General features: G+C 71.1%; 14 protein-coding genes. 7 read left to right on the forward strand and 7 right to left on the reverse strand.

Annotation, left to right across the window (positions count from 1 at the left end):
* Nucleotide 1: 1 nt before the first annotated feature.
* On the reverse strand, nt 2-1,090 hold the full coding sequence (locus tag IE107_RS09695) for an LLM class flavin-dependent oxidoreductase (protein ID WP_189543202.1): 1,089 nt from the start codon (nt 1,088-1,090) through the stop codon (nt 2-4).
* Between the two features lie 153 nt (nt 1,091-1,243).
* On the opposite strand from IE107_RS09695, the gene IE107_RS09700 reads away from it, so the two are divergent.
* A complete protein-coding gene (locus tag IE107_RS09700; RefSeq protein WP_229866834.1) occupies nt 1,244-1,390 on the forward strand; it encodes a DUF6126 family protein in 147 nt (48 codons plus the stop codon).
* 255 nt (nt 1,391-1,645) lie between these two features.
* On the opposite strand, the gene IE107_RS09705 is transcribed toward IE107_RS09700, so the two are convergent.
* A complete protein-coding gene (locus IE107_RS09705; RefSeq protein WP_189543204.1) occupies nt 1,646-3,073 on the reverse strand; it encodes an FtsW/RodA/SpoVE family cell cycle protein in 1,428 nt (475 codons plus the stop codon).
* 663 nt (nt 3,074-3,736) lie between these two features.
* Between IE107_RS09705 and IE107_RS34790 the strand changes: the two genes are divergently transcribed.
* Nucleotides 3,737-4,156, forward strand: a complete 420-nt coding sequence (locus tag IE107_RS34790; RefSeq protein ID WP_229866837.1) for a hypothetical protein — start codon at nt 3,737-3,739, stop codon at nt 4,154-4,156.
* A gap of 21 nt (nt 4,157-4,177) precedes the next feature.
* Here IE107_RS34790 and IE107_RS09715 read toward each other — a convergent pair whose 3' ends face one another.
* Nucleotides 4,178-4,777 carry an SMI1/KNR4 family protein gene (locus IE107_RS09715; protein ID WP_229866798.1) on the reverse strand — a complete coding sequence of 200 codons (600 nt, stop codon included), beginning with the start codon at nt 4,775-4,777 and terminating at the stop codon, nt 4,178-4,180.
* Between the two features lie 166 nt (nt 4,778-4,943).
* On the opposite strand from IE107_RS09715, the gene IE107_RS35700 reads away from it, so the two are divergent.
* The 4 genes from IE107_RS35700 (at nt 4,944) to trpS (ending at nt 7,362) form a co-directional block, all read left to right on the forward strand.
* Entirely contained in the window at nt 4,944-5,078 is a 135-nt protein-coding gene (locus IE107_RS35700; protein WP_268246583.1) for a hypothetical protein, read from the forward strand.
* A gap of 142 nt (nt 5,079-5,220) precedes the next feature.
* Complete coding sequence (locus tag IE107_RS09720; RefSeq protein ID WP_229866800.1) at nt 5,221-5,514, forward strand: nuclear transport factor 2 family protein; 294 nt, start codon at nt 5,221-5,223, stop codon at nt 5,512-5,514.
* Between the two features lie 214 nt (nt 5,515-5,728).
* A complete protein-coding gene (locus IE107_RS09725) occupies nt 5,729-6,142 on the forward strand; it encodes an ATP-binding protein (protein WP_189543205.1) in 414 nt (137 codons plus the stop codon).
* A gap of 179 nt (nt 6,143-6,321) precedes the next feature.
* Entirely contained in the window at nt 6,322-7,362 is a 1,041-nt protein-coding gene (trpS, locus tag IE107_RS09730) for a tryptophan--tRNA ligase (RefSeq protein WP_189543207.1), read from the forward strand.
* 190 nt (nt 7,363-7,552) lie between these two features.
* On the opposite strand, the gene IE107_RS09735 is transcribed toward trpS, so the two are convergent.
* On the reverse strand, nt 7,553-9,157 hold the full coding sequence (locus IE107_RS09735; RefSeq protein ID WP_189543450.1) for a CocE/NonD family hydrolase: 1,605 nt from the start codon (nt 9,155-9,157) through the stop codon (nt 7,553-7,555).
* 180 nt (nt 9,158-9,337) lie between these two features.
* Here IE107_RS09735 and IE107_RS09740 point away from each other — a divergent pair, with 180 nt between their 5' ends.
* Nucleotides 9,338-10,054, forward strand: a complete 717-nt coding sequence (locus tag IE107_RS09740) for a TetR/AcrR family transcriptional regulator (RefSeq protein WP_229866801.1) — start codon at nt 9,338-9,340, stop codon at nt 10,052-10,054.
* 115 nt (nt 10,055-10,169) lie between these two features.
* On the opposite strand, the gene IE107_RS09745 is transcribed toward IE107_RS09740, so the two are convergent.
* The 3 genes from IE107_RS09745 to IE107_RS09755 all read right to left on the reverse strand — a co-directional run bounded on the left by IE107_RS09745 (nt 10,170) and on the right by IE107_RS09755 (nt 17,846).
* Nucleotides 10,170-10,742, reverse strand: a complete 573-nt coding sequence (locus tag IE107_RS09745) for a 3'-5' exonuclease (protein ID WP_189543211.1) — start codon at nt 10,740-10,742, stop codon at nt 10,170-10,172.
* 123 nt (nt 10,743-10,865) lie between these two features.
* Nucleotides 10,866-12,857 carry an NAD-binding protein gene (locus IE107_RS09750; RefSeq protein WP_189543213.1) on the reverse strand — a complete coding sequence of 664 codons (1,992 nt, stop codon included), beginning with the start codon at nt 12,855-12,857 and terminating at the stop codon, nt 10,866-10,868.
* Between the two features lie 30 nt (nt 12,858-12,887).
* On the reverse strand, nt 12,888-17,846 hold the full coding sequence (locus tag IE107_RS09755; protein ID WP_189543215.1) for a DNA repair ATPase: 4,959 nt from the start codon (nt 17,844-17,846) through the stop codon (nt 12,888-12,890).
* Nucleotides 17,847-17,861 lie beyond the last annotated feature (15 nt).

Consider the following 17,861-nt stretch of genomic DNA (forward strand, 5'->3'; position numbering starts at 1 on the left):
GTCAGACCTCCTTCGTGGCGGTGCGGGCGGCGACGGCCGGGTGGACGGGCGCGGAGTCCGGGACCCCGGCCGGGCGCAGGGCGGCGAACTCCTTGCGCAGCACCGGGACGACCTCCTCGCCGAGGATGTCGAGCTGCTCCAGGACCGTCTTCAGCGGCAGCCCCGCGTGGTCCATCAGGAACAGCTGGCGCTGGTAGTCGCCGACGGCGTCCCGGAAGGACAGGGTCCGCTCGATGACCTCCTGCGGCGAGCCGACGGTCAGCGGGGTCTGCTCGGTGAAGTCCTCCATCGAGGGCCCGTGCCCGTAGACCGGCGCGTTGTCGAAGTACGGGCGGAACTCCCGTACCGCGTCCTGCGAGTTCTTCCGCATGAACACCTGGCCGCCGAGGCCGACGATGGCCTGTTCGGCGGTGCCGTGCCCGTAGTGCGCGTACCGCTGCCGGTACAGGTTCACCATCTTCTTCGTGTGCTCGATGGGCCAGAAGATGTTGTTGTGGAAGAAGCCGTCGCCGTAGAACGCGGCCTGCTCGGCGATCTCCGGCGAGCGGATCGAGCCGTGCCAGACGAACGGCGGGACGCCGTCCAGCGGGCGCGGGGTCGCGGTGAAGGACTGCAGCGGCGTACGGAACTTGCCCTCCCAGTCCACGACGTCCTCGCGCCACAGCTTGTGCAGCAGGGCGTAGTTCTCGATGGCGAGCGGGATGCCCTGACGGATGTCCTTGCCGAACCAGGGGTAGACCGGACCGGTGTTGCCGCGGCCCATCATCAGGTCGACGCGGCCGTCCGCGAGGTGCTGGAGCGTCGCGTAGTCCTCGGCGATCTTCACCGGGTCGTTGGTGGTGATCAGCGTCGTGGACGTGGACAGGATCAGGTTCTCGGTGCGGGCGGCGATGTAGCCGAGCGTGGTCGTCGGGGAGGACGGGACGAACGGCGGGTTGTGGTGCTCGCCGGTCGCGAAGACGTCCAGGCCGACCTCCTCCGCCTTCTGCGCGATGGCGAGGGTGGCCTTGATCCGCTCGTGCTCGCTCGGCGCCCTGCCGGTCGTGGGGTCGGTGGTGACGTCCCCGACGGTGAAGATCCCGAACTCCATGGTCCGCCTCCGGTTGGTTGAACTTTGAACTATGTGAACACACCCTACAACGGAGCACCCCCCTGACCTATTCCACGGGGGGTGTACCGGCCGGTGCGTACCCTGGACGGGATGTGCGGACCGGTCACGGACCGCCCCGACGGAGGCAGGGCAGTGAGCGGGAGCGGCGACGAGAGCGAGAGCGAGCGCTGGAAGGAGCGCGGTGTGGCGCTGCGCGTCTTCGTCTACGTCTTCGCCACGCATCTCTTCGCGGGCTTCATCTGGATCCTCTTCTACGTGGGCGAGCACGCCAAGAAGTGAAGTGAAGCGATCGGGGCGGGGCGGGACGGTACGCGGGGCATGGTCGGCACCACGCGGGTTCGTCACGTTCGCAAGAGGCTCTCTCAGTGGCCCGGGATCACCGCGCGGCAGGTGACGGCCCTCCGGACTGCGTGGGTACGCGGTCCCCACAGCCGCGCACCGAGCGCTTTTGGGGCTGCTGAGGATCGGTGATTCGACGCCGTCGCACGAACCGGCGTCACGGCACAGCCATCACGATCCGGCACAGGGGCCCGTTCAGGGGCGCACCACCTGGGTCATCTCGGCGTCGGGGTCGGGGGTGGGGGTGGCCGCGGGGCGGCGTGCGGTGTCGCTGATGCGGATCAGGATGCCGACGAGGGCCCAGTTGGCGATGACGGAGGAACCGCCGTACGCCAGGAACGGCATCGTCATACCCGTCAGCGGGATCAGGCCCATCACCCCGCCGGCGACGACGAAGACCTGCAGCGCGAACGCGCCCGACAGGCCGATGGCGAGCAGCTTGCCGAACGGATCGCGGGCCGCGAGGGCGGTGCGTACACCGCGCTCCACGATCAGGCCGTAGATCAGCAGGATCGCCATGATGCCGGTCAGGCCAAGTTCCTCGCCGAAGGTGGCAAGGATGAAGTCGGAGTTGGAGGCGAACCGGATGAGGTCGGAGCGGCCCTGGCCGAGGCCGGTGCCGAGGGTGCCGCCGGAGCCGAACGCCCACAGCGCCTGCATCGATTGCTCAGAATGACCGACCACGCCCTGGCGGCTGAGCATGTACTCGCGCATGGGGTCGAGCCAGGCCTGGACACGTTGCTGGACGTGCGGCTCGAAGGCGGCGACGCCGACGGCGCCGGCCGCGGACATCAGCAGACCGAAGACGATCCAGCTGGTCCGCTCGGTGGCGACGTACAGCACGATGACGAACATTCCGAAGAACAGCAGCGACGTGCCGAGGTCGGTCTCGAAGACCAGGATCAGGATCGAGAGGAACCAGACGACCAGGATCGGGCCGAGGTCGCGGCCGCGCGGCAGGTACAGGCCCATGAAACGGCGGCTGGCCAGGGCCAGCGCGTCGCGCTTGACCATCAGAAAGCCGGAGAAGAAGACCGCGAGCGCGATCTTCGCGAACTCGCCGGGCTGGATGCTGAAGCTGCCGACGCGGATCCAGATCTTGGCGCCGTAGATGTTGGCGCCCAGTCCCGGAACCAGCGGAAGAAGCAGAAGGAACAGTGCGCCCACCATGGATATGTAGGTGTAGCGCTGCAGGACGCGGTGGTCCTTGAGGAATATCAGCACCACAACGAACAGCGCGACGCCCATCGCCGTGTACATCAGCTGCCGTGGCGCGGCTGTGCCCGCCTGCTTGATCGACTGCAGCAGCTCGGACTGGTCCAGCCGCCAGATGACGACCAGGCCGAGCCCATTCAGCAGCGTGGCCAGCGGCAGCAGCAGCGGGTCCGCGTACGGCGCGGACTTGCGTACGACGAGATGGGCGACGCCGGCCACCAGACCCAGGCCCAGGCCGTAGCTCAGCAGGCCGGACGGTAACCGGTCATCGATGGCCAGGCCCACGTTGGCGTAGGCGAACACCGGGACGACGACGGCGAACACCAGCAGCACGAGTTCGGTGTTGCGCCGGCTCGGCGCGCCGATCGTGGACGTGTGGTGCGCCGACGTGTTCGTAGTGCTGCTCATCGTGTGACCGAGCCCTTCACGGCTTGCCTCCTGCCTACCGCACAGCGGGACGAACTCCTGCTCGTTCTCCGATGAGTTGGGGCCGGGAGCGGGTGCGGGTGCGGTAGTGCTCTTGGACGTGGACGGTGACGTCGATGCCGACGGATTCGGCGGCGCTGTGGCCTTGGCTTTTGTTTTAGACGTGAAGGGAACGTGTGCGGTTCCTGTGGTGCTTGTGGTTTCGCCGACCTGGCGCCGGCCTGGGGCGACTACAGCTGCGTGGAGGCCGGGCACCCCGAACGCCTCCTCGCCGCCCACGCGGCGGGGCGCGAGGGCGCGCCGAGCGAGACGGTAGGTGCCGGGTATCACTGCATCATGCTGTACAAGATGCCCCGCCTGGACTCGGCCGACCTTCAGGTCCTGGAGCAGATCAACGGCCTGCGCGAACAACTGCGCCATGCGGTGCAGCGGGCTCCGATGAAGTGGACCCTTGACCTGTGCAAGGCCCTGACAGCCCGAAGGCGACCTGGGCAGTCATGTCCTGCTCCGCGCAGCCATGGCCCATCTGAACCTGGTGAAGATCCACCCGTGGTCCGACGGCAACGGCCGCATGTCCCGCTCGCTGCAGACCCTTCTCATCGCACGCGGCGGTGTTCTCGCCCCCGAGTTCTCCTCGATCGAGGAGTGGCTCGGCACGGCGGGCCGGTCTGGTCGCCGGAGCCCGACACCTCGCCCTGGATCAAATTCAACCTGCTCGCCTACCACCAGCAGACTCAGCGGGTGCAACGCCGTGTCGACCGTTCCAACGACTGCTGGATGCAACTGATGGAGAAAACAGGTACGCACGGAGTCACGGAGCGGCAGGTCACCGCGCTGCACGAGGTGGCCATGGTCGGCCGGGTGCGGCGCAGCCGGTACGAGAAGGCCGAAGCGATCAACACGCAGCAGGCCACGCGGGATCTGCAGGCACTCACCAAGGCGCGGCTGCTGACGGCCGTGGGCCGGACGAAAGGCCGTCACTACGTCGCAGGCCCGCGGTTCCCGGAGCGGGTGCTGGCCACCGTGTGTCGGCATCACACCATCAGCAACCCGTACGCCACATGATCTCGTGGCGCCGCACGGCTCCTAGCCCCAGGGCTCGCCCGTGGACGGGTCCAAACCGGCGTCCCAACGTCGTTTCCGTTCACGCCAGTTGATGAAGGAAGGCTCTTTTGGGAGGGTGACGCTGATCGTCTCCTCCTGGAACTCTTCGTCGGTGCACAGTCTGAGGAGGAATTCCGCCATCCCGAAGGAGTGCACCTGGAAGGCGGGGCTGGTGTGCCGTCCGCACACCAGCACGGGCCAGCGGTCGGGGTCGTCGCCCGTGGTCAGCCAGCAGTAGATGTCCGCGCCGGTGGTGACGCCCCAGGCCAGGATGGAGCCGGGGTCCACGTCCAGGGCGGCTCTGCCGCCGAGCATCTCCCAGGTGCCGCGGGCGTTCTCGGTCTCGTCGCGCAGTCCGTTCCAGTCCGAGTAGACATCGGGTCGCGGCACCGGCAGCAGAATTCCGACTTCCCTGCTGACCTGCCCCGCCCCGTACACCTCCATGAAGGCGACGTAGTCGGCCGGGAACCGGGTCCCCCAGATCTCCTCGACCGCGCTCCAGTCGATCCGCTCGTCCACGCCGTGCCGCGTCGGCACGACCTGTGCGAGCGCCGCTACATGGGGGTTCTTGCCCACTGTCATTCTTCCGCCTCGGTGTATCGGACCGCTATTGCCGTGGTTCATCGCCCACTGCAGGCGGTTCGGGGCGTCCTTCATCCGGGATTCAGCCTACGACGGCCGATCGGCCCGTCGCCGTTGATCAGGGAAAACGCTGTCCGGTTGCCGGGCACGGTGGTAAACAGTCGGCGTGGCAAAGACCCGCCCGGGCACGGCCGGTGAGCTGGTCCTGGCCCTGTACAGCCGTATTCCTATGGACTCCCTGCAACTCGACGGCGACGCACGCATCTTCGCCCAGCTCCTGGCCTGGGACCCGGACGCGTAGCCGTTGCGCGCCCGGTCGGCCGGAGCAGGCCAAGTGCCTTGACCTCAAGTGCGCTTGAGGCGGGAGACTTCCGCCATGGACACCATGGAGATGCAGCGACAGGGGCAGGGCACTGACCGACCGGGCCGAGATCACCGACCTGATGGACCGCTATCTGCGTTCCCTGGACGACGGCGTTTTCGACGAGGAGTGGGCGCGCGCGTTCCACACCGAGGACGTCACCGCGGAGATGCCCATCGGTACGGTTCACGGTCGTGACGCCCTGCTCGCGCACATCCGGCGAGGAATGGCGCTGTTCGACCGAACCGTGCATCTGGGCACCAATGCCGTCATCGAGGTCGACGGGGACCGGGCCACTGCCCGTGGCGCCCAGTTGAGCACCCATGTCCTGGCGGACGGCTCGGACGGCCCCTTGGATCACTCCTGTGTCCCTTAGCTCGACGTCCGGGCAGGGAGCGGCGGGGTGATGAGCCCGTACGGCCTTGCTTTCCCGCCCGCCAACGGGTCCAACTGGACTCGTGCCAAGCTGAGTTCGCCCGCTGGGGGCGTGCCGAGAACCGGTTCCGTCGGGAGCGGCGGTGGGTGTGGTGGCTGGATCGGTACGGCATCGGGGCTGGACCCAGCCCGGTTCTCGGCGCGGTGGTGCGCTGATGGGGGAGGCGGCGGACCGCACTGTCATTCTGCGTTGGAGCCGACATCCGCGTTGCGTATCGCTGGCTCGGGCGGAACTGCGTACCGCGCTCGCGGGGTGGGGGTTCTCGGAGTGGGAGGAGTCCGCGGTGCTGGTGCTGTCCGAGCTGCTGACGAACGCTGGGCAGCACGCCCGGGTCTCGCTGGGGCGGGAGATCGAGACCCTGTTCCGGCCGCTGGGTGACGGGGTGCGGATCGAGGTGCACGATGCCTCGGACGTGGTGCCGCAGGTGCGCGATCCGGAGCCCGGCGCGTGCGGCGGACGGGGGTTGCTGCTGGTCGCCGCGCTGGCGGATCGGTGGGGGTACGGGGCACGGCACGGGCCCGGAAAGGTCGTGTGGGCGGAGTTCGGTTCCGTTAAGCTCGGGTCATGACCTCCGTACCGTGCCGAAACTGGTGGCGCTCCTTCTAGGAGCGGCCGCCTCCCCTCTGCACGGAATCAGGGCCGTTCGATATGGACGGCCCTTTTCGTTGCCCTCGTACGGGTACGGAATCCGGTGATCACGGCGGGCCGTCCTCCACGCAACCATGCATCGCGAGGAGAGAAACCCCCATGAGTATCGCCACCGCATCGCCCGAGCAGCGCGCCGCCGAGCTGGAGGCGCGAATCCGGCAGGCCCCGGAGAGGTTCCGGGTGATGACCGGGGACCGGCCCACCGGGCCCCTGCACCTCGGGCACTACTTCGGCACCCTCCACAACCGCGTCCGGCTCCAGGAGCTCGGGGTGGACGTCTTCGTGATCATCGCCGACTACCAGGTGCTCACCGACCGGGACGTCGCCGACCGGCTCGGCGAGTACATGGAGGGGATGCTGCTGGACTACCTGGCCGTCGGGATCGACCCGGCACGTTCGACGGTCTTCAACCACAGCGCCGTGCCCGCGCTCAACCAGCTGATGCTGCCGTTCCTGAGCCTGGTCTCCGTCGCCGAGCTGAACCGCAACCCCACCGTCAAGGACGAGATCGTGCACTCCCGGCAGGCAGCGGTCAGCGGGCTGATGTTCACGTATCCCGTGCACCAGGCCGCCGACATCCTGTTCTGCAAGGGCAACCTGGTGCCGGTCGGGCAGGACCAGCTGCCGCACCTCGAAGTCACGCGGACCGTCGCCCGGCGCTTCAACGAGCGGTACGGGGCGGTCTTCCCGGAACCGGACGCGCTGCTCTCCGAAGCGCCGCTCCTTCTCGGCACCGACGGCACCAAGATGAGCAAGAGCCGGGGGAACTCCATCGCGCTGGGCGCCGACGCGGACGAGACCGCCCGGCTGATCAAGGGGGCGAAGACGGATGCCGAGCGGTACATCACGTACGACCCCGAGAATCGGCCCGGGGTGTCCTCGCTGGTGCTGCTGGCGGCGCTCTGTCTGGACCGGGACCCGCATGCCGTGGCCGAGGAGATCGGCGGGGGCGGCGCGGCCGCGCTCAAGCGGATCGTGACCGAGGCGGTCAACAGCCGGATGGCGCCGATCCGGGCCCGGCGGGCCGAGTACGCACGGGACATGGGGTACGTGCGGTCGGTGCTCCGGGCCGGGAACGAGCGCGCCAACGAGATCGCCGCGGCGACGCTGGACGAGGTACGAGGGGTGATGGGGGCGTGATCCGGCTCGATCTTTGGCCTCGGGGTCCGGACGAGCCCTCGTACTGATCACTCGCACTGATCACTCGCACAGGTAACTGCCTTACGCGCGGGCGGCCTTCGGCTGAGCATGTGATCCGACCGAGGAACACGCAACGCTCAGCACGAAGGCCGTGATCCGGATGCAGCACGTCCCCCGCAGGGCTGAAGAATCATGTGAGCCCGGAGCTGCGGGGGAGCACCAGTGCCGAGTCCGTGTGGAGCGTGATGCGCACCGGCGCGAAGGTGGTGGCGTTCACGGGCGGCTCCCCGGTGCCGGGATTCCGGGCGTAGCGGGGATGGGCGCCTCCGCTGATCTGCCAGCGCACGCGGTGACCGACGGCGAAGCGATGGGCGGTGGCGCTCATCGGCACTGTGACCTGCGAGGGAACGTGTTCAGTCGTTCGAAGCCGGCCCAGTCCGTCACAGATGTTGACGGAGCGGCCTCGCGGGTCCACGTCGCACAGGCGGGTGAAGACATCGGCGTGGCCGGTGTCCGTGGAGATGCTCAGCCGGGCGGAGACCGGGCCCACGATGTCCAGCGGCTCGGTCAGTGGGGGACTGGTGAATGTCAGGACGTCGTCCCGGGCTTCCAGGCTGCTGTTGTCGCGTGGGCCGGCGGTGCGGGAGAGCAGCGGGCCGCCGAGGGACGGGGTGGGGTCGGCCGGGTCGTAGCGGAATGAGGTCAGGGGTGCGGCGTCCGTGGGGGCCTGCCGGGTGAGATGCCCGCCCGGGGCGGGGCACCACGAGGTGGCGGCCGCGGCCGGCGGCCACTCGTCGAGGTCCCGCCAGGCGACTTCGCCGCCGATGTGCACGCGCACCGCGGTCGGGCGCAGGCCGGAGGGGTCGGCGCACAGGTGGGCGCGCAGCCAGGCGAGGCTCTCGGCGAACACCTCGGGCCATCCCTGTTGCAGGGCGGAGGTGTGGGTCCAGGGGCCGACGAGCAGAGCGGTCTCGCATCCGGCCCGACGCAGCCGGTCGTACTGCTCGAAGCTCTGGTCGACCAGCGCATCATGCCATCCGGTGATCAGAGCCGTGGGCACGCCGAGCCGCTCTGCCGACTCCGCCAGCGATGCGCCGCGCCAGTACGTGTCCTTGGGATCGGGGTGCGTCATCACGTCGTCCAGCCAGGGCACCTCGCCCCCGAGGGCGGACACGTACGCCCCGCGCAAGGGCCGCGCGGTGGTGACGTCACGCAGGCGGCGCTGAAGGCGCAGCGTTGCCCTGAGGAACGGTCCCATGCCCTGGTGCTGGTAGGTCATGCCCACACCGACGGCGAGGGCGTTCTCCAGGCGCAGCGCACCGTCTGCGTGGAACAGGGCGTGGGGATCGTGCAGGCCCACCTGCACCACCATTGCCTTCAGTTCCGGCGGCGGGTCCAGGGCAAGGGCCCACTGCACGTAGCCCAGGTAGCTGGGACCGACGGTCCCCAGTGTTCCGTTGAACCAGGGCTGCTCGCGCAGCCACGACACCGTGGCCTGCCCGTCGGCGGCCTCGTTGTGCCACAGGTCGAACGTGCCTCCCGAACCACCGGTGCCCCGGCAGCTCTGCAGGACCACGTGAAAGCCCTGTTCGGCGAAGAGCAGGCCGTACTGGGGAGACCACGGCAGGCCGCGGCCGTAAGGGGAGCGGACCAGGAGGGTGGGGAAGTCGCCCTCCGCACGCGGGAAGTAGTGGTCCGTGATCAGCGGGCTTCCGTCGGCGGCGGGCACCACCAGCCCCGGCTCCCACCCGACCTCGTGCCGTTTCGTCGGCAGGCCTCGCCAGGTCGCCCTCATCAGCCGTGAGGACAGCGGCGGCTTTCCGGCAGGTGGCACCCAGGCCGGACCGGCTACGGCGTCGGGCATGCGTGGTGGCATCGTTCCCCTCCTTTATTCCGTACGATGTACGAGAATAGGGGATGCTTGGATGACCTCCGCAGGAGCCGCCTCAACAACACGGGGAAGGAGCGCGAGACCGTGCCCCACGACGAAAGGCCCGGAGCCGCAGGCGTCGATCCCGAACAGCTCTGGCTGCGTCCCACCGAGCCCCGCAGGGGCCGCAGACCCTCCTTCAGCCGGGAGGGGATCATCGCGGCAGCCGTCACCATGGCGGACGCCGAAGGCATCGAAGCGGTCACCATGCGTCGGGTGGCGGCCCAGGTCGGAGCCGGTGTCATGTCGCTCTACAGCTACGCCCCCGACAAGGAGACACTGCTGGAACTGATGGTCGACCACGTCAGTGGCGAACTCACGGTCACGGACCCCCTCGGCGGTGACTGGCGTACCGATCTGAAGACGATCGCCCATCTGCAGCGTGCACACATGCTGCGGCACCCCTGGCTGCCCGCCGCTCTGTCCACCCGTCGCGTTCCGGGCCCCAACACGCTGGCCTTTCTGGAACATGCGCTCGCCGCCTTGCGGCCCACCGGGCTGGACGGTGCGGCGAAGCTGGAGGTCTTCGCCCAGCTGACCGCATTCGTGGCCGGACACGTCGCTCACGAGATCACGCAGACCGAAGCCGCACGGTCCCCGGACCGGGTCGCAGCAGAGGCCCGCTACCTCGCCGCTGTCGCCGCCGACGGCCGCCACCCGGAGCTCGCCGAAGTCCTCTCCGCCCCCGGACGCCCGCTCACCGCCGAAGCCACCTTCGCCCGGTTCCTGGGCCGCCTGATCGACGGTCTCGACGCCGACTGATGCCGCGCATCTGCAGTCGCGCTCGTCCGGTGGGTGCGGGGCGGACGCGGTCGTCCGCATGCCTATGAGAGGCACGGTGGGCGCGGAAGGATTCACCTCCTTGCCCCTTGTTCCGTCAGGGGGTGTCCGGCCAGGCGTCCCGGGCCGCCACGTCCAGGATCAGCGCCGCGATGTTCCAGGCGTCGTCCGCGCCGCTGTGGTGGCGGCCCTCCAGGGGGAGGCCCGCGACCTTCAGGGCCTGGGCCATGCCGGGGCGCTTGCGCAGGCCGTAGGAGGAGGTGAAGGGGAGCTTGGCATTGGTGTGGCGGTGGCTGAACGGGTAGCGGGTTTTGGTGGTCCGGCACTGGCGGGTGAACTGGTTGCGGTCGTAGTCGCCCCAGCTGGCCCAGGGGCGTGTCCCCGACTCGTGCTCGGACGCCAGCAGTCGGCAGGCCTCGGCGAAGGACACGCCCGTGTCCACCTCGGCCTGGGTGAGGCCGGTCAGTTCGGTGCAGAACGCGCTGACGGTGGACCGGGCCGGGCGAACCAGGATCCGGTGGCGTGCCACCCTCTCCGCCGACCGCAGGTCGACGACCGTCAGCCCGATCTCGATGATCTCGCTCACCGCACCGGGTGGTGGCTGCCCGTCCCAGCAGGTCGCCTCGATGTCGATGACGTTCAGGAGTTCCGGTTCCGGTCCTGTTTCCATGGGGTGAGGGTAGGTACCGGGGACGCGGGCCGGCACCGGGATTTCGCGGGCCGTACAGCCACCCCTGGCTCAGCAACAAGGCAGACTCGGTGCGCGACCTCTGAACCGGCGCTCACCCCCCGGCTATGACCGCGGCGCCACGGGGCGCCGCCTGCGCAGCAGTTCGGCCAGGCCCCGGCGGGTCGCGGCGATCACCACGCGGTCCTCGGGGCGCAGTACGTACCCGGGGTCCAGGTCCCAGACCAGGCCGGACGGGTGTTCCGGGGCGTCCGGGTCCGGTGCGGTCAGTTGCGGGCGGCGGTTCTCCGGCGGGGTGGCGTCCAGGGCGAGGACCCGCCAGGCGCCCGCTCGGAACGCCTGCTCCACCGTGCGGCCCTCCAGCTGCGGATGGCCCGCCACCTCGACCGCCGCGAAGAGCATCACCTTCCGCTCGACCGGGATCGCGCCCAGGATCTGCCGGCCCATCATGGCGACCGCGAAGGCCGGGGCGGCCAGATGGGAGACGGAGCGGGAGCGGGTCACGGCATGGGGGTGGGCGGTGCGCAGGGTGCGGTAGACGGCGGTGGCGAACTCGTCGTCGTACAGGCGCAGCGCCACCCGCAGGTCCGGCTTGACCGAGCGGGCGTAGAGGGCCGCCTCCAGGTTGGTCGTGTCGATGCTGGTCAGGGCGAGGAGGGCGCGGGAGCGCTGGATCTTCGCCGCCTCCAGGACGCCCTCCTGCGTGACGTCGCCGAGGACCACCGGTACGCGCAGCCGTCGGGCCACCGCGATGCCGCGCGCGTCCGGGTCGTCCTCCACGCACACCACCGGTATGCCGAGTTCGCGCAGCCGGACGAGGACCCGCGTACCGATCTTGCCGAGGCCGAGCAGCACCACATGGCCGGACAGGCCGCGGGGCGGGCGGCGCAGCGAGGATGCGGTGCGCAGCGAGCCGAAGGCTTCCAGGACGGCCGCGACAAGGAGGGGCAACAGCATCAACCCGGCGACCCCCGAGAGGAGTTGGATGATCTGGCGGGCTATCGGTTCGCCGGTCGCCGGGTCGCCCATCGCGAACAGGTCGAGCAGGGTGAGGTAGGCGGCGTGCAGCGGGTCGTCGCCGGTGGCGAGCGTGGAGGCGATGGCGAGGGCCAGCACGGCCAGGCCGACGCCCAGCGCCGACCAGCGCAGCCGCCGTGAGAAGACCTGGCCGAGCGGTGCGCCCCGGCCGCCCATCCGGGGTGGCGGGCCGGGCGGGCCGGCCTGGCTGACCGCTTCCAGGACGATCGTGCCGCGCCCCGTCGCCGCCGCCACCTGTCGTTCGTCGGGCAGCAGCCGGGGGCCTTCGTCGCCGCTGCTGTCGGAGCCCTCGGTGCCCGCCGGGTCATGGGTGGTGGAGGAGAGCAGTGCGAGGGTGCACAGGCCGGGGTCGGCGATCTGGCCGCCCCCGGGCGGGGTGCGTTCGGCGGCGCGCAGCAGCAGGCCCTCCGCCTGGATGACCTTGCTGGAGCCGGTGAGGACGGTCGCCGCGAGGGCGGGGGCCGCGGTGTCGGCGTCGGAGAGCACGGTGGTGGAGGCGTCCAGCGCCGCCCGGTCCAGGCCGGGGGTGGCGAGCGCGGCGGCCTGGTCGAGCAGGGTCTCCAGATGCTGGCCCAGCTTGCGGTTGTAGAGCCGGATGACCAGCCGGAGGCGCGGGTTGATGCGGCGGGCGGTCAGCGCGGCGCGGATGTTGCGCTCGTCGTCGTCGTAGACCAGCGCCAGCGCGGCGGCCGATCCGACGCCCGCCTCCTCGAACGCCTCGTCGGAGGGCTCGGGGGCCTCCAGGATGCGGACCGCCTCGACCCCGGCGTTGGTGTCGTCGCCGAGCGCGTCGGCTCCGCCCCCGCCGTTGCCGCCGTTGCGGTTCATCGCCGAGGACATGCGGCCGAGAAGGGCCGCCAGGCCCCTTCCGGTCAGGGGGAGTTCGGGGCTGCGGGTGTCACGTCCGGGCGGCAGTACGAGAGTTACCCGCTCCCCGTACACATAGCGCAGTTCGACGGCGAGCCGCCGGGCCAGCGCGTCGTCGCCACAGACGACCATGTGTCCGCTGAACGGGGAGCGTTGGGGCTGCTGGGGAAGTGAGGGCACGTGACCCAGCATGCCTTGTTCCTCTCCTGTGCGAGTGTGCGGTCAGTGATCTTCCGCCGGTCCGGCGGGCGGCGGCGCCGCGTGCCGGGCCTGCGGATGGGTGAGCACATTGCGCGGGTCCGCGACCCGGACGATCGCCGACTCCACCGCCGCGATCCGGTCCGCGAGCAGCCCCAGCGCGGCGACGGCGCGGGTCATGGGGTCGCCGTCCGGGCCGCCCAGCGCCTGCGTGCGGACGTAGGAGGCGGTGATCGCGGACCAGCGCGCGGACTGCTCGGGGGTGAGCCGGCCGCGCAGCGCGGCGAGCTTCAGCAGGTTCGACTCCGCGCCGGCCGTCAGCGTCTGGGCCTCGCCCGCGTAGTGGTCGTCGACGACGGCGGACAGCTCCGCGTCGTTCATGACCGGCACGATCCGCTCGGCGATCTTGTTCATGTTGCGGTACGAGCCCTGGAGCCGGAACGGCGGCTCGGTGCGCGTCGCGTCCGTCTGCGCCGCCGAGGCGATGTACGCGGCGTTCACGGCGAGCACCGTGTCCCGGGCGGTCAGCAGATGGCGCAGGACCGCGACGATCCGGTCCACCTCGGCGGGCGTGTACGGGTGGTCCAGCCGGTCCGCGCCGGGCGCCGGGGCGGCGCCGGAGGCGAGCCGCACGAACCGGACGAGGTCCTCGCGGGAGCGGCCGGCGAGCGGGGCCAGTACCGGGTTGGCGGTCAGTGCGTTCTCGACGAAGCTCAGCGCGAAGACGTCCTCGCGGCCGCTCAGCACCTCGCCGAGGTTCCAGACGTCGGCCCGGTTGGCGAGCATGTCGGGGATCCGGAACCGCTCGCCCGACTCCGTGTACGGATTGCCCGCCATGCACACCGCGAACCGTTTGCCCCGCAGGTCGTGGCTGCGCGGTTCGCCGTCGCGCACGCCCTCGATGCGGCGGGTCGCGTCGCAGAGCGGGATGAACTTCTGGAGCAGCTCCGGGGAGGTGTGCTGAATGTCGTCGAGGTAGAGGAGGGTGTTGTTGCCGGACTCCAGGGCGAAGTTGATCTTCTCGATCTCCTGGCGGGCGGTCGCGGTGCGGGCCTGGGCCGGGTCGAGCGAGGTCACGTCGTGGCCGAGGTTCGGACCGCTGACCTTGACCAGGACCAGGCCGAGCCGGTCGGCGACGTACTCCATCAGCGTCGTCTTGCCGTAGCCGGGCGGCGACACCAGCAGCAGCAGGCCCTGCGAGTCGGTGCGCCGGTCGGTGTCGGCGGTGCCGAGCTGCTTGGCCAGGCTGTCGCCGATCAGCGGCAGATACACCTCGTCCAGCAGCCGGTTGCGGACGAACGCCGACATGACGCGCGGGCGGTGGTCGTCCAGCCGCAGCCGGGCCCGCTCGGCGTTCACCAGTGCCGTCCGTCGCCGCTGGTAGGCGCGGAACCCGGGCACGGTCACGGCGCGGAACTCGGCCGTACGGGCCAGGAGTTCGTCGAGCCGGACGGTCAGCGTGCCCCGGTCGATGCGCGGATGGGTGCCGAGCAGGCCGTCCACCCGCGCGGTCAGCGGCGCCTCGCAGTCGTACCGGTCGAGCACCGGATCCGGGCACAGCTCCACGGCGACGGCTTCCGCGAGATCTCCCGCGTCGGTCCCTGTGCCGCTCGCGGTGGCGTACGCGGCGAGCCAGCCCTCGACGAGCTGGCGGCGGGCCGGCAGGTCGTCGCCGAGCGCGGCGAGATCCTCGTCGTACGCGGAAGTCCCCGTCGTACGGCGGAACTTGTCCAGGAAGGTCCGGACGGCGGCGCTGGTGACGAAACCGGCCGGGCCGCTCGTCAGCTCCTCGAAGAGATACGCGGCCACGGCGGCCGGCTCGTCGCCCGGGGTGACGGCGGCCCATTCCTCCTGGAGGGCCTCGACGGCCGGGGCGAGGCCGAAGGTCTCGCGGGCGCGGGCCAGCGAGAGGGCCCGCCGGGTCCACGAGGTGCGCCGGGCCTCGTCCGTGCCGTACGCCCAGAAGAGCTGTGCCGCCGCCCGCACGGCGGGCGGGCAGCGCAGCAGCCCGGCCCCGGAGTGCAGCCGCAGCAGGGCGGTGAGGATCGCGGTGGCGTCCTCGTCGTGGACACCGCGCTGATAGCCCTCGTCGTACGCGGCGGCGGCCGACTCCCGTACCAGAGCGGCGAGTTCGGCCGGTTCCAGGGCGGTTAGGGTGTCCGCGCCCCGCTCGTCGAGGAGCCGGGCGGCCAGGTGCTCGCCCCGGTAGACCCGCGGGGACTCGGAGGGCAGGCTCTGCTCCCAGTACGGGCGGGTCGCCTCGAACTCCGGGTCGGTGACCGGGGCCCGGTAGTCCGTGCCGGTGACGGCGAACGCCGGCCGGTCCCCGTGCGGGACGAGCGTCAGGTCGAAGGGCTGGGTGTTCACCGCGAACCGGTGCCGTCCCAGCCGGATCGTGGCGCCGCCGTCCGCGTACAGCTCACCGCGGTCGCGCAGCGCCCGCCCGGCCTCCTGGCGGGTGGCCAGCAGCTGCCCGTCGAGCTCCTCGGCGCGCACCGGGTCGCCGAGCCCGCGCAGCTCCTCCGCAGTGCGGCGGATCTTGGCGACCATCGGGTCGGAGGCGAAGTAGGTGTGGACGGCGTCCAGGTCGGGCAGGGCGGACAGCCGCCGGGAGACCGTCTCCATGACCCGGGCCGCCGAGTCCGCCAGCCGTTCGGCCCGCCGGGCGCGGGCGTCCTGCAGGGTCTGCTTGCGGGACGAGAACGCCTCGTACACCTCGGTACGGCGCTCGGCCAGCTCGGCCAGGAAGTCGTCGAACTCCGCGAACCGCGACTCCAGGTTCTCCAACTGGAGCAGCAGTCGGGCCAGTTGCTCGTCACAGGCGTCCGGGGTGTCCGAGGCGGCGATCGCGCCCGTGACGGCCTGCCCCAGCAGGGCGAACTCGGCGGCGAACTCGGCGCGGCCCTCGTGGTCGAGGAGTTCGCGGCGGCGGGCTTCGAGTGTGGCGCGGGCCCGGTTGACCCCGCCGAGGACCTCGGCGATCCGCTCCAGGATCGAGGTGCGGACCGTGGTGTCGCCGATGTCGAGACCGGCGACGACGTCCGTGACGGTGCTCAGGCCCTTTGTCATCCCGCTCAGCCGCTCGCCGAGTGCCGCCGCGTCCGCGACGGTGGCGAGCGCGGACGCCTCGGCGGTGAGGCGGGCGATGTCCTCGTGGTAGCCGGTGAAGGCGTCGTCCCGGGCGAGGAAGGCGACGGCGCGCTGTGCGGCCGATTCGAGGTCGGCGGCCGTCGCGGCAAAGAGTTCGGCGATCCGCTCGGTGTCCGCGTACCGCATCTCGGCGAGGGTCGCCAAGTGGCCGTGGGCGTTGCGCAGTTCGGTGAGCTGGTCCACCCAGGCGGCGGCGGAGCGGGGGGCCTCGCCGCGGATGCGGCGGACGAGTGCGGTGATCCGGTCGGCCGCCCCGTCGAGTGCCTCGGCGGCCTGCCGGGTCAGCTCCCGTACCGTCTCGAACTCGGTCAGGACCTGCTGGGCGGTGGCCTTCAGCTCCGCCAACGGGTCGGCGAGCGCACCGAGTTCGGCGTCGGTGAGCCAGTGGTAGCGGTCGGTGGCGCGGGTGCAGTCCGTGACCAGTTGCGCGTACCCGGCGGCGGTCGGGGTGGTCTCGGCGGCGCTGTGTGCCAGCGCCAGGCAGTCGGAGATCCCGCGCACCAGATCGGCGTTGCCGACCCGGGCCAGCGGACCCGTCCCGGCGGGGCGGGAGGCGGCGTAGGTGTCGGAGACGTACGGGGTCCGCCAGCGCTGCAAGGGGTGGACGCGGGCCGGTTCGTCGCCGGTGGCGGTGGTGCGCAGCAGGACGAGGGTGCCGTCGTCGAGCAGGGCGTGGCCGCGGCCCAGGAGCGGGGTGGCGACCTCCTGCCGGATCAGGTTGTACGGCAGGAGCAGTTCGCGGCCGTCGTCGGGGGAGCGGAAGACGTACAGAACGTCCTCGCCGTTCGGGGAGCGGACGGCGCCCTCGAAGACCGGGTCGGTGAGCGGCTCCGCGACGTCAAAGGTCTTCGCGGTGCCGGTGGTGAGGTAGTAGCCGCCGGGGAAGATGATCCCCTGGTCCTCGGGGAGCCGGTGGCAGGCCGGGCCGATGCCGTCCAGGCGCAGCACGGTGCCGAGCAGCGAGTTGAAGACCAGGTACCGCCAGGACTCCTCGTTGTACGGGCGGACGCGGAGCAGGACCAGCGGCCCGATCGTGGCGTGCTCGACCTCCGCGTCGGCGAGCGACTGGAGGGGTTCGGCGACCGGCTCCTCGTAGATCCCGTCGGGGGAGTCGGTGTCGTCGGCCGTCTTGACGGTGAGGGTGCCGCCGAGCGTGTCGACGAAGAGCACGGCGGCATCCGGGCCCTCGCCGCCCACCGCGATGTGCGGGTGCCGGCCGAGGACGTGCGACTCGCGCCCGGCGGCGGTCCAGGAGAAGTCGTGCGAGGGCGGGAAGACGTGGTCGCGGTCGCCGCGCGCGTCGAGGAACGCGCCCGGCGAACCGTCCGCGGCCAGTGCCCAGCGCAGCACCCGGACGCCGTCCGCGCTCTCGCCGGTGCGGAAGACGGCGAGCAGCTTTCCGTCCACCCGGCGCAGCCGCAGCAGCCGGGCGTCGCGGTAGTAGCGGTGCAGGGCCGTGAACTCGCGCACGAAGCCCTCGTCGGCCAGCAGCCCGTCCGCTGCCGGGGAGCCCAACTCCGGCCCGTACAGCGCGAGTACGTCCGGGACCTCGGCCGCCTCCGCCGCCCCCGGGCCCCGCTCGAAGCCGAACAGCAGCTGCCCGCCGACGGCCGTCAGATCGCGCGGCACGGCCGCGTGCCCGGTGCGGATCTGCTCGGTGCCGGTGAGCCGGAGCCCGGTCGAGCCGAACTCCTCGGTGCGCCGCGCGTTGAGCTCCTCGGCGCGGCGTGCCAGCTCGGCGGCCCGGTCGCCGAGCCGGCGGCGCAGCACGTCGTACGTTCCCGCGTCCACGGTGCCGCCGGTGGGCGTCGCGGTCGTGGTGTCGGTGTCCATACGTACGGATCTCCC

The sequence above is a fragment of the Streptomyces gelaticus genome, from assembly GCF_014649535.1.
Taxonomy (GTDB): domain Bacteria; phylum Actinomycetota; class Actinomycetes; order Streptomycetales; family Streptomycetaceae; genus Streptomyces; species Streptomyces gelaticus.

Bases quoted from the DNA above. Each gene is read 5' to 3' on its own strand.
- IE107_RS09695 (WP_189543202.1), bottom strand. From the start codon at position 1,090: ATGGAGTTCGGGATCTTCACCGTCGGGGACGTCACCACCGACCCCACG.
- IE107_RS09705 (WP_189543204.1), bottom strand. From the start codon at position 3,073: ATGAGCAGCACTACGAACACGTCGGCGCACCACACGTCCACGATCGGC.
- IE107_RS09715 (WP_229866798.1), bottom strand. From the start codon at position 4,777: ATGACAGTGGGCAAGAACCCCCATGTAGCGGCGCTCGCACAGGTCGTG.
- IE107_RS09720 (WP_229866800.1), top strand. From the start codon at position 5,221: ATGGACCGCTATCTGCGTTCCCTGGACGACGGCGTTTTCGACGAGGAG.
- IE107_RS09725 (WP_189543205.1), top strand. From the start codon at position 5,729: ATGGGGGAGGCGGCGGACCGCACTGTCATTCTGCGTTGGAGCCGACAT.
- trpS (WP_189543207.1), top strand. From the start codon at position 6,322: ATGAGTATCGCCACCGCATCGCCCGAGCAGCGCGCCGCCGAGCTGGAG.
- IE107_RS09735 (WP_189543450.1), bottom strand. From the start codon at position 9,157: ATGAGGGCGACCTGGCGAGGCCTGCCGACGAAACGGCACGAGGTCGGG.
- IE107_RS09745 (WP_189543211.1), bottom strand. From the start codon at position 10,742: ATGGAAACAGGACCGGAACCGGAACTCCTGAACGTCATCGACATCGAG.
- IE107_RS09750 (WP_189543213.1), bottom strand. From the start codon at position 12,857: ATGCTGGGTCACGTGCCCTCACTTCCCCAGCAGCCCCAACGCTCCCCG.
- IE107_RS09755 (WP_189543215.1), bottom strand. From the start codon at position 17,846: ATGGACACCGACACCACGACCGCGACGCCCACCGGCGGCACCGTGGAC.